We start from the raw sequence: 11,294 nt of genomic DNA, 5'->3' as shown, positions 1-11,294 counted from the left end.
GGGAAATGTGCCGCCATAACCACTGTTTCCCCAAGCGACCACGGCACCGCTTGCGCCGTTTTTGCCGTTATTCCGTCGTGCGGCAAAGGCACCAAAGCTGGTTTTGAATTCGACGATATCGGTAAGGCCCGGGAGAACTGGGGGCAACGTGCCACCCATGTTGGTACTTCCCCAGGCGACCAGATTGCCCTCATCGCGTTGCGCCACGAAAGCGCCACCGTAAGAGGTGGTGGAGACGCCGTTCCCGAGAATATTCCTGGGCCGGAGGATCACTTGGTCGTCGTCGGTATCGATGTAGAGTACGGCATCCGGTTCGAGGTCGAGGAAGTCGGTGGCGGTGATGCCTGTGCTATCGAGCTCGAATTGGTAGCGCCATCGTGCCAGGATCGACTTTTTGGTGGTCGCATCCAGAGCATGAAGCCGACGGCGACTAGTGCGTAGAGCGGCTGAGCCGTGGAATCCTCCCCGCATAGGGCTCGTCGAGCGCCCCCCCATGACAAGCAGGTGCCCGCTGAGAGTAATGGTCAACCGATAGACATCGGACACCGGGAAATCGTCATAGAGCCCCTCGGCAGTGAGGGTGTGAGGCCCGCTGCTCAACCCAGCGACGGGCAGTGACCAGCGTCCCATACTGTTGACATTGGCGATGCCTAGCGACGCGTTGGTGCCATCGAAGATCTGCACACGCTGGTCGCGCGCGGCGGTGCCGCTGAGCGTGAGTGAGGTAGCGCCCGTGGTGCCACCATTGGGGATATCCACATTCTGCGGATTGCGGATGACCTCGATAACTGGACGCTCTGACGCAGCACCGTCCTCGACGCTCAGATGCGCCACGGCACTTTGTCCCTTGCTGACGCCCGCAAGCTGCACGGCGTAGCGCAACTGCACGGTGCGGTTGAGCAAGCCGGCGATCACACTTCGCGGAATGGTATAGGTCAGATCCTGGGTGGTGCTGGTGACAGTCTCCGTCCGTTGCCATTGCACCGTGCCGGCCGGCTCTTCCAGAAACAGCGTGACCTGATCGTTGGTGGCGATGCCGGTATACGGACGCACGCGACCGGTGGCGCCGGAGGCCGGCACATTGCCGAGGGCGAGTACGCCGTTGTTGGCCTGATCCACTTCCGGGATGGGCAGGTCGCCTGAGGCGGCGACTCGCAAGGTGAGCGTGGTAGAAGCTGGCCCACCATTGACGGCATAGGAAACGGTGATCTGGCGATTGCCGGTGATCCGGGCAGCCGGGACCACCATGTTCAAGGCTTGCCCGGTGGTACGGGCGATAGCGCTATCGGTGTAGGTACCGGTGGTGTCGCCGACCCAGGTCAGGTTGACCCGATCGTTGGCGACCAGGACCGTGCCGGGAATGCGCACGTTGGCTAAGGTGAGCGTCGGATCGAAAATGCCGTCCGGGGCTTCGATCACAAAGGGCGGTGGCAATCGATTTCCCGCGTCGCCGACAGGAAGTTCCAGTGGTGCCGACTCGCGCACGAGCGCGGGCCCTGCGGCATAGTCGACCTGGTAAGAGACGGTAACGCGGCCGCCGGCGAGTGGCGCGATATAGGCAGGTCCGTCGATGGGGAAGGGGGGCAGATCCTGGCCGACCCAGGCCTGGGTGACATCGAATGTGGGGCGGTAGTCGACGAGTCGGTTATCGGCGCCCATGCCGGTCCAGATCAGTGTGACATGGTCGCCGACATCCATGCCGTCGTAGGCGAGCACGGTGACGTCGGCTCGCACGACGTCGGCAGGCAGGAGACTTGGTGTAACGATCGGGGGAGGCAGATCCGAAGCCGCCTTGCCGACGATGCGCACGGTCGAGTGGCGCGAATCGATGGTTTCACCGTTCGACTTGTGCAGCATAAAGGACAGGACCGCGCGGCCTTGCGCACTAGCCACTACGGTGGCGTTAGGAACGATAAAGAGGACCGGTCTCGGGACGCGTGTCACTCTTTGCGTATCGGTGTAGGGCGTGAGCGCAGTACCGTAGGCGTCGAAGCCAGCCCAGGTAAAGGTGATGTCGTCGCCGACGGCGAAGTCGATGTTATCAGCGTAGACAACGGCCGTCGCATCGGCGTCGCCCAATTCCGTCAGGTCGATGTCTTCGTTTTCATTGACTTCGACAATATAAGGCGCGTCGAGGTGCGAGTTGTTGGCAAGCACATTGAGACGCGTAGTCAGCGACCACTTCCCATCGGCGGTGCGATTAAGCGCTGCATCGATGACGGTGTACATGAGCAGCACGTCGCCATCGCCGGCGCTCAGGATCTCAGACTCGGTAATGTGCACCACGACGGGTCGGCCGACTTCGTCCGGCTGCACGGTGTAGATATGCCGTATCCCGCCTCCACTGCCGCCCCAGCTGAAATCGATGCGATCGTACTCGGCCATCTGCGGGTAGGGCGGGATGGTGACATCTACACCAAGCGCGGCACGATCGTTGTCGAGTCCGTCGCGGACGTCCTCGGGCAGGATGGGCGCACGCAGATTTTCATGCTCGGGCGTGCCCGGATTGGGATCGAGGCCGCCCGGCGGGTTCAGCTTGACCCAGATGTTCTGGGTCAAGCTGTAGAGCGGGAGTCCGCTGCCTCCGCGCGTGACGCGGTAGTAAGGAGTGAAGCGACCATTGGCGAAGCTGCTGGCGGGTAGGGGTAGTCCAATGGCCGTGTTCTTGTTGCCATCGTTGACCGTGTCACTGGCGGCAGGGATATTCGAGTTGTCCCAGAAGACTTCGATGTAGTCGCCGTTGTTCATGCCGCTGTAGGGAGGCACGAAGACGTAGAGGCCGTTGCTGATGGCGCTCAGGCCAATAGCGTAGAGGCTGGGTGCGGGGTCATTCGGAGGGACGGGCTGCCGGCTAGGAATGCGCAACTCAGCCAACTCGGCCAGCAAGCCCTGGCGCAGGGCCTGGCGGGGGACATGCGTGCGGGGACGATTCAACATGGGAATGCCTCTCTCTCACATGCAATAAGGAAAGGTGCCCGCTGAATTTTCAGCGGGCACCGAGACAACTGCGACAAGGCGCTCAGTACAGATCGAATCTGGCGGCGGCGGGCGCCGTCGAGGGGTAGCGGACGCCGTTTCGAATCACCACATAATCGACAAGCCCCATGCCTAACCACCCGTTAGCCGGATTTCCGATCAGCGAGATATTCGGGTCGTACGGAATGATGAATCGGATATCGTTGCCGGTCATTTCGGCGGTAGGCGGAGGGATTAGCTCCGTTCCGGGAATGAGACTTCCCGGAGCTCCATTTTCCGTGCTGAAGGCCTGCCAGGACAGTTCGACATGATCGCCTGGCTCCCAATCGTCGTAGGCGCGTACGATGACTTTAAGACCACCGGCTGTCTGTTCGCGGTATAGCCAATTCTCATAAGGGAATTCGACATCGAACTCTGCCGGCGGCAACCCCCCCGGGCCTCCGGGGCCGGTCAGCTCGACCTGAACCGGTTGCGGCTCGGAAATGGTCTCGTTGTCGGCGGGTGCACCCAGAGGTGTGCGCAAGGTGTAATACGCGTTTACTGTGCCATTTGGCGTGGCATCGACGTCGGTGGCCGACATCGTCAAGATAAACGGTGGTTGTGTCGGATCGGCAGCTTCGGTACCGGTCACTTCATGGGTGGCAACGATCTTTTCGTCGACTCCCCAATACACCGTAATACGCTCGCCAAGCCTTGGGCCGTTCGCGCCGCTGGCATCGACATAGAACGGTACGATGATGGATGCAGGCTGCCCGCGATCGGTCGTAGTTAGCCGATTGGGGCGAGCAGGATTGTCGACGTCGTCACTGCCACCGACGACGGTCAATAGCTGCAGAGCCGGATTGACCGGAGTCTCCGGATCCGGATCTGCCGGGCCTGGGTGATCGATATCGACTAATACCGGGAGGGCGGGGGAGTCATAGAGCCTACCGCCTCTTATTACTTGATAAGTTACACCGACGGGTCCTGAGCCGACGTTGACGATAGTGGCACGAGGTACGAGTATTTTGACCGGGAAGCTGTTGGCCTGCACGGGGCCGATCGGCACCGTGCCCCAGAAGCCTAGTATCATGTCGCCTGGCTGGTAGTTGTCGTACTCGTTCTCTATTTCGATCTCGACGCCGGCATCGGCATCCTTTAAATCGATCAAGCCGTCTATTGCCAAAAGTACATTCGGCGGTGGAAGGTTTGCTGGTGGCTTGAACACAATAAGATCAGCTTCGGCATGTAACGATGTCAGGCCATCTCTGCCAGCACGGCTGGTAAGGTAATAGTAGACATCGATAACGCGATTATTCAGATTCGCGCCTTGCCGAATAAAATCGCTCGCCACGGGCACTTCGACCAAGCCTCTGGAGACGTCTGTGTCGGTCACAGACACGCGGGGCATCGGCCTAGAATCCCAGATCAGATTGACGCCTTCAAATGATGCTATATCGTCCCAACGCGGGATCGTCATGATCACCTCACCGTTGGTGTCGAGATAGTCCTGAGTGATACCGTCGGTATCGATGCCGACGGGGAAAATCGGTGCAGCAGGAACATTTCCGCGATTCGGCATACGGTTGTCGATGGTCACGATCAGCGGGCGGGACCTCATCATTAGACCCGACATGAACACCATGTCATAAAAAATCTCGTATGTGCCATTCGTCAGGAGATATCTAGCGGGTATCGAAGCCTGGTAGGGGTAAGTTGGTACGAACCCCTCGATACGGTTTACCTCTCGCTCATCGAAGTAAATTATCAGAGTTCTTAACATCGCAGTCTCGCGACCCGGCGGACCGGGGATCGAGATGGCCGTGCCAACGGAGCCAGCGCTCAAAGGGAGTAAATTATCTGCATATTGGCCATCGACGGATCCCGGCGCATCTAGATCTGGATCGGGGTAAGCATATGGGCTTTTCCGTTTAAATTCGTTTATTCGCTTGGTCAGCAGCAGCTTGCGCGCAGTTTCCGCGGTGATAGTCGATTTCCTCGTTTTCATCTTTGCGCACTCCAGATTGGGGGGACAAAGGGAGCCCGTCCGTCGGTGAGGGACGGTTCCGGCGGCAGCGCCGGATAAGGAAAGTCGGTGCAAAGACGGCATGGAAAACCACGCACGACCGTCCTTGCGCCGCACCTATGGCGCTGCGTGAATAGCATTGGAATTTGATGGAACGGCTGCGAGTGTTACGAGGTATTCATCATTTGCGCGCTCCAGGTCTTGGGGCAAAAGGAGCCCGTCCGTCTTCATGGACGGTTATAGCCACAGCAATGGATGAATCAGTTGGCGTGTGCAGAGACAGCAAGACATGGCTGACCCTGCACCGTACAGATGGCGCGGAACAAATCCGGAAAAATGACGCGACTTACGTGACCTGCTCTGACATAACTTCTTTCGTAGCCGATGCGAGTCGCTGCATCGAGATTAATCCGTACTAAAGCGTGTACTTACTACTTCGGGTTGAGAAAAATGCGCGCTTTCGGGTAAAAATATTGTTATATTGCTGTTTGGTGATCATAAAAGATTGTAAATTTATAGATATTATTTTTTGTTACATAAGTGAGTCACCTTTTGAACGGCCATTAGCATCGAAGGTTATTTCGTTAATATGAATAGTGATGGTTTCAAATATTTCATTTGGCGCTTCTGTTGTCATGTATGCAAGGATTTATGAATATTTCTTTGGTGATTTTGTTGTGGTCTGCTTCATTCAGATAATCGGCTGGTTTGACTGAGCGGTCAGGGCATTCTGCGCTTAAAGTAGCTTGCCTGTTTCCAGCGTTGAACATCCTGCCTGGCTGATTTTTACGGATATCCGAAATCGAGAAGCCTGCATGGCGCTCGCCATTGGGCGGGGACGCTATACGTCACATCGCTGTTCCTGCTGGCGTTCTCTATCGTGGTATGGGCGCCGGCTTTTCTCCCCGGATCTGGTCAGGGGAGTAGTCATTGGTAGAGCGGGAGCGAAATGCTGAGACCGGGTTTGCAGTGGAAGTTGCGCGAGCATCGGTGCGAGAGGCCGATATGGAGCGAGGGACGAGCAAGAGCCCCCCTCACCCCAACCCTCTCCCCCGGCGAAGCCAGGGGAGAGGGAGCCGACTGGAGCGAACCTCAGCGTTTCGCGCTTGCGAAGACTGCTCCTCCTCCCGCGGCTTAGCCGGGGAGAACAACTGTCTTGATCATGCGTGAGTGAGTAAGGCGTCACGCATAAGTACGTTTGAGCAGTCGCAATGACCGCTCCTCCCCCTGCTTGCACAGGGGGAGGCTGGGAGGGGGTGAACGCTCGCGGGAACCTGTGCGCTCTTTGTCAGCCTGAAAAACTTCGGCAAGTACTTACCCCGACCCTCTCCTGTAAACAAGGGAGGGAGCAGGCTACGCAAGTGCGACGTGCTGAGGCTTGCCTCGGTCAGGCTTCCTCTCCCCTGGCTTCGCCGGAGGCTGGGAGGGGGTGAACGCTCGCGAGAACCTATGCGCTCTTAGTCAGCCTGAAAAACTTCGGCAAGTACTTACCCGACCCTCCTCTGTAAACAAGGGAGGAAGCAGGCTACGCAAGTGCGACGTGCTGGGGCTTGCCTCGGTCAGGCTTCCTCGCCCCTGGCTTCGCCGGAGGCTGGGAGGGGGTGAACGCTCGCGGGAACCTATGTGCTCTTTGTCAGCCTGAAAAACTTCGGCGAGTACTTACCCCGACCCTCCCCTGTAAACAAGGGAGGGAGCAGGCTACGCAAGTGCGACGTGCTGAGGCTTGCCTCGGTCAGGCTCCCTCTCCCCTGGCTTCGCCGGGGGAGAGGGTTGGGGTGAGGGGGGAAGCGTCACGTGACCGTAGAAGCCAGCTTAGCCACCAACATCAATCAATCGACTTTCGCCAGCTTCGCCTTCAACTGCACGCCCGACATCAAGAAGCCCACATGGCACTCGTAGTTCTGCGGGTCGCTATACACCACATCGTTGTAGTTGCTGACGATATCCACCACCGCATTGGCGCCGGCTTTCTTCGCGTCGTCCTGCAGACTGATCAGCGCCGATTGCAATACCCAATCGCAGGTTTCCTGATCCTTCTTGCCGAAGGCATTGGTCTTGCGATTAGTGGTGGCATTATCGTTGACGATCGTGATCTTGCCGGCCGGCTCCTTGCCTGCAAGGTAGAACTTCACCGTGCCGTCCAGCTTGCCGCTCTTGACGGCTTCCGCCACCACCTGGTCGAACTGCAAATGCACCACCTTGTCGGCGGCCATTGCGACGACAGGCAGGGCGAAAAGCAGGGCGGCGGCGAGTAATTTGGCTTTCATGGTCGACCTCTCCTTAGGGTGAAAATGGCGGCGGCTCAACATAGCCCGCCGTTGACTGCCAGAACCTGGCGGGTGATATAGCCGGCATCCGCACTGAGCAGGAACGCGACTGCCGCGGCCACTTCCTCGGCTTGTCCGGCGCGCTGCATCGGAATCGCTTTGAGTATGTCTTCCAGCGGCAGGTCGTCGCTGAGCATATCGGTGTCGATCAGGCCGGGCGCGACGCAGTTGACCGTGATCTTGCGCTTGGCCAGTTCCACTGCCAGCGCTTTCGCGGCACCGATAACGCCAGCTTTGGAAGCACTGTAGTTGACCTGGCCGCGATTGCCGATCATGCCGGAGACCGAGGTGATGCAAACAATACGCCCCGCTGCACGACGCCGAATCATCGGCATGATCAACGGATGCAGCACGTTATAGAAGCCGTCCAGGTTGGTGCGCAGTACCTGGTCCCAATCGTCGTCGCTTAACGCGGGAAACGCGCCGTCGCGGGTGAGGCCGGCATTGCAGACCACACCGTAATAGGCATCGTGGGCCGCCACGTCCGCTTCCAGCGCTGCACGGCAGGCGCTACGGTCGGCAATATCGAACTGGAGTACACGCGCTTGCCGGCCGATAGCGTGGATCTGTGCCGCTACGCTTTCGGCTTCCTCGCGCCGCGAACGACAATGCAGCACGATATCGAAGCCCGCATTGGCCAGGTGCAAAGCGATGGCGCGACCGATGCCGCGGCTCGATCCGGTCACAAGAACAGAATCAGTCATGGGTGAATCCTTGCGCGCTCGGAGCGCCCAGGATGAAAAAGCGTTCGGCATCGGGCGGGCTGAAGACGCTTAGCCGTGCTTGCGCGTCGATGCCCGGCGCCTCGATGCGGCAGGCGAACGAACCCATGCCGTTATCATCGTGGAAGGCACGTTCGGCGATGACTCGCAAATCGCTGCCAAGTGGAAAACGATCGACGTTGCAGGCGTAGTGCCGCGTGCCGAGCAGAAAACCCAGTCGCGGTGCACGACCTTCATCGAGCGCATGCGCACCGGCCCAGGCGGCAATGGCCTGGGCCATCAGCTCCACACCGGCCCATGCCGGAAAGCCGTCGTCGGCGTCATTGAAAAGGCCACCGGTGCGAACGGTCGCCTTGCAAACGATGCGTTCCGCGTCGAGCTCCACGATCTCGTCGAGCAGGCTCATATCGCCGCTATGCGGTACGACCTCGGCGATTGCGCGCAGGGTCATGCAGCGTCTCCGAGGATCACGCAGGCATTGTTGCCGCCGAAGGCAAACGAATTGCTCATGACGCGATGCGGGCGTTCGGCCGAAAGCCGGCTGCCGGGCGTGACGAAGTGCAGGGCAGGGAGATTGGGATCTGCCACACCATCCCAGATATGCGGCGGCAGCCGTCCGTCGCGCAAGGCCAGCCAGCAAAAAGCCGCCTCCAGCGCGCCGGCTGCGCCCAGCGTGTGACCGGTCAGTGCCTTGGTCGACGAACACGGTACACCGTCGGCAAAGACGGCTGCCATGGCGATGCTTTCCATCTGGTCGTTCTGCTCGGTCGCGGTGCCATGCAGGTTGACGTAATCGATGCGCCCGGCATCCAGGCCGGCGTCATCGAGTGCCGCACGCATGGCTTGCTGTGCGCCCAGTCCCTGCGGCTCGGGCGAAGACATATGGTGGGCGTCCGAACTGGCGCCGCCTCCCAGGTACTGCACTGGGCCCGGCTCGCGCGTCATCAGGAACAGTGCGGCCGCTTCGCCGATCGCGATGCCACGGCGGTTCGCGGAAAACGGGTTGCAGCCTTCGGGGTCGGTCGCTTCCAGCGCGAAGAAGCCGTTGACCGGCAAGCGGGACAAGGTATCGACACCGCCGCAAAGCACGGCATCGCACAGCCCCAGACGCAGCAGCCGCTGCGCGCTGATCAGCGCACGTGCACCCGATGTGCATGCGGTGGAGATGCCGAAGCAGGGACCGCCCAAGTCCAGCCATTCGGCCAGGAATTCGGCGGGTGCGCCCAGCTCCTGCTGCGAGTAGCGATACGCCGCCGGCCATGCACCATCGCGCCGATAACCGTCGATACCCTGTGTAGCTTCCTCGATGGCGGTGGTGCTGGTGCCGATCGCCACGCCGATGCGACTGCCGCCGTAGCGAGCGATCGCCGCCCGGATATCGGCTTCGATCTCGCTCGCCGCGGCCAGCAACAGGCGATTGTTGCGATTATCGCGCTCGGCCAATGCCGAAGGCGGTGCGGGCAGCGCGATATCGACAGCCCCCAGCGGTAGTGCGTGTTCGGGTACCCAGCCCTCGCGCGACGGTAGATGCGTGGCATCGCTGGCAAACAGCGCCTCGGCCACCGCGGCCTTGCCGGCGCCCAGGTTGCAGATCACGCCCAGCGCATTGAGGTAACAACTCATGGCGAGGCCGGTTTGCGCGCGGCGACGTTGATCAGGGTTTCTTCGCGCTGGCCGGGTGGCGGCGGTGCGCGCAGGCCCCAGCGTTCGAGCAAGCCGAAATCCTTGGAACGGCTCCACCACAAGTACGGATACGAAACGTTGGCCGGCTGGAACGTGAAACCTTGCTCGCGAATCATCGCCAGATATTCGTCCGCGGTCTTTTGTACGTCCATCGGGTGACGGAAGAACCAGCGGATCACCCAGGTATCGATATAAGCCTTGGTCGATTCGGCGAACAGCAGCAAGCCGCCGGGTTTGAGTACTCGCCAGAATTCGGCCAGTGCCTTCTCCTGTTCGACCAGATGATGGAAAGTCTGGTGACAGAACACCATGTCGACGCTGGCATCGGGCAGCTTCAGGTCCGCGCAATCGGCCAGGAGCAGATCGACGCCGATCTGTTCGCGTTCCGCCTCGGCGCGCGACAAATCCATGCTCTGCGGATCGGCATCGATGCCGATCATCCGCGTCGGCGCGAAAGCATCGCGCAGCAGGCGGAACGATTTGCCCTGGCCGCAGCCGACATCCAGCAGCGTGCCTCCCTGCGGCAGTGGATCGCCGATCAGGCGCTTCAAGTCGTTGATCGCCACGCGCAGCACATGGTGTTGCCAGGTATGGCTGCGCAGAAAGTAGAAACCGATACGCGTTTCTTCGACGTAAGTTTGGCTGGCGTAGTTCATGGCGCAAATGCCGTGGTGAGTGCGTCGGCGCGGCTAAGTGCGCGTTCGACGGCGTCGGTGAAAACGGAAGGGGATACCAGCTGCATATCGCCGCTGGCCAGGTCGACAGCCACTTGCTCCGTGCTGGCGCGAGTCAGGCGCTCGCCGCTCTCGGCGTCGCAGATCAGGTAATGCAGCTTGAGCCGGTTCTGCCATTCGATCAGTTCGGCATGCACACGCAGGCGTTGGCCGAAGCGCGCCGCGCGCACATAGCGAAGTTTCAGATCGATCACCGGCCAGGCGTAGCCGGCTTGCTTCATCTGCGTGTAGTTGTGGCCGATCGCATCGAGCAGAGCGCAGCGCGCGATCTCCAGGTATTTGACATAGTGGCCATGCCAGACCACATCCAGCGAGTCGACATCGAAGAAGGGCACGACGATATCGGTCGATACGCGGAAGACGCCGTTAGCGCGCATGCTCGGTCTCCTCCGCTGGCAGTTGCCAATACGGATAGAAATTGAACCACTGCTGCGGTGCCTCCAGGCAGCGCTGGGCCAGCGCATCGGCATAGCGCTGCGCCCAGCCGCGGATGGCTTCGTTGCGCCGGCCTCGTTCCCAGGTGGCTTCTTCCAGGAATGCATCGAGGTAGATGCGGTAGCGACCGCCGACCTTCAGGCAGCACAGCAAATTGACCGGGCAGCGCAGGATGCCGGCCAGCAGCCAAGGCCCTTGCGGGAACGCTGCCGGATGGCCGAGGAAATCGACAACGGTGCGGCGCCCGTCATGGAGCGGAACGCGGTCGCCGGCGATCGCCAGCCATTCGCCGCGCTCGATTCGTTGCGACAGGTCCAACATCATCGCCGTATCCAGTTCGGTGACCTGGATCAGGCGCATGCTCCGATCGCCGGCTTCGTCCAGCAGCTTGTTGAAGTGCGCCACGTGATGG

The 11,294-nt window shown here is 60.3% G+C and carries 8 protein-coding genes and 1 pseudogene; all 9 read right to left on the bottom strand.

The annotated features are described in order from the left end of the window. On the bottom strand, positions 1-2,937 hold a 2,937-nt coding region (locus VIM98_RS14755; RefSeq protein ID WP_331993868.1), incomplete at its 3' end, for a hypothetical protein. Positions 2,938-3,019: 82 nt separating this feature from the next. Further along, complete coding sequence (locus VIM98_RS14750) at positions 3,020-4,963, bottom strand: hypothetical protein (protein ID WP_331993867.1); 1,944 nt, start codon at positions 4,961-4,963, stop codon at positions 3,020-3,022. A gap of 1,847 nt (positions 4,964-6,810) precedes the next feature. Continuing rightward, a complete protein-coding gene (locus VIM98_RS14745) occupies positions 6,811-7,248 on the bottom strand; it encodes an excinuclease (RefSeq protein ID WP_331993866.1) in 438 nt (145 codons plus the stop codon). Positions 7,249-7,283: 35 nt separating this feature from the next. Continuing rightward, positions 7,284-8,012: a 3-oxoacyl-ACP reductase FabG gene (fabG, locus tag VIM98_RS14740; RefSeq protein WP_331993865.1), complete on the bottom strand. Its 729-nt coding sequence runs from the start codon at positions 8,010-8,012 to the stop codon at positions 7,284-7,286. Next, positions 8,005-8,481 carry a 3-hydroxylacyl-ACP dehydratase gene (locus VIM98_RS14735; RefSeq protein ID WP_331993864.1) on the bottom strand — a complete coding sequence of 159 codons (477 nt, stop codon included), beginning with the start codon at positions 8,479-8,481 and terminating at the stop codon, positions 8,005-8,007. Before VIM98_RS14735 ends, fabG begins: the two co-directional genes overlap by 8 nt. Next, positions 8,478-9,653 carry a beta-ketoacyl-[acyl-carrier-protein] synthase family protein gene (locus tag VIM98_RS14730; RefSeq protein WP_331993863.1) on the bottom strand — a complete coding sequence of 392 codons (1,176 nt, stop codon included), beginning with the start codon at positions 9,651-9,653 and terminating at the stop codon, positions 8,478-8,480. Before VIM98_RS14730 ends, VIM98_RS14735 begins: the two co-directional genes overlap by 4 nt. Beyond that, complete coding sequence (locus VIM98_RS14725; protein WP_331993862.1) at positions 9,650-10,369, bottom strand: class I SAM-dependent methyltransferase; 720 nt, start codon at positions 10,367-10,369, stop codon at positions 9,650-9,652. Before VIM98_RS14725 ends, VIM98_RS14730 begins: the two co-directional genes overlap by 4 nt. Further along, positions 10,366-10,824 carry an acyl-CoA thioesterase gene (locus tag VIM98_RS14720; protein WP_331993861.1) on the bottom strand — a complete coding sequence of 153 codons (459 nt, stop codon included), beginning with the start codon at positions 10,822-10,824 and terminating at the stop codon, positions 10,366-10,368. Before VIM98_RS14720 ends, VIM98_RS14725 begins: the two co-directional genes overlap by 4 nt. Then, positions 10,814-11,294: pseudogene (locus tag VIM98_RS14715) on the bottom strand (glycosyl transferase); the annotation flags it as partial. The pseudogene VIM98_RS14715 and the gene VIM98_RS14720, both read right to left, overlap by 11 nt.

The organism is Dyella sp. (genome assembly GCF_036568765.1).
In the GTDB taxonomy this organism is placed as follows: domain Bacteria; phylum Pseudomonadota; class Gammaproteobacteria; order Xanthomonadales; family Rhodanobacteraceae; genus GSA-30.
Note: the sequence above shows the minus strand (reverse complement) of the source record. Positions and strands in the feature narration are given on the sequence as shown.

Excerpts from the sequence above, each read along its gene's own strand:
- VIM98_RS14750 (WP_331993867.1), bottom strand. The coding sequence starts at position 4,963 with ATGAAAACGAGGAAATCGACTATCACCGCGGAAACTGCGCGCAAGCTG.
- VIM98_RS14745 (WP_331993866.1), bottom strand. The coding sequence starts at position 7,248 with ATGAAAGCCAAATTACTCGCCGCCGCCCTGCTTTTCGCCCTGCCTGTC.
- fabG (WP_331993865.1), bottom strand. The coding sequence starts at position 8,012 with ATGACTGATTCTGTTCTTGTGACCGGATCGAGCCGCGGCATCGGTCGC.
- VIM98_RS14735 (WP_331993864.1), bottom strand. The coding sequence starts at position 8,481 with ATGACCCTGCGCGCAATCGCCGAGGTCGTACCGCATAGCGGCGATATG.
- VIM98_RS14730 (WP_331993863.1), bottom strand. The coding sequence starts at position 9,653 with ATGAGTTGTTACCTCAATGCGCTGGGCGTGATCTGCAACCTGGGCGCC.
- VIM98_RS14725 (WP_331993862.1), bottom strand. The coding sequence starts at position 10,369 with ATGAACTACGCCAGCCAAACTTACGTCGAAGAAACGCGTATCGGTTTC.
- VIM98_RS14720 (WP_331993861.1), bottom strand. The coding sequence starts at position 10,824 with ATGCGCGCTAACGGCGTCTTCCGCGTATCGACCGATATCGTCGTGCCC.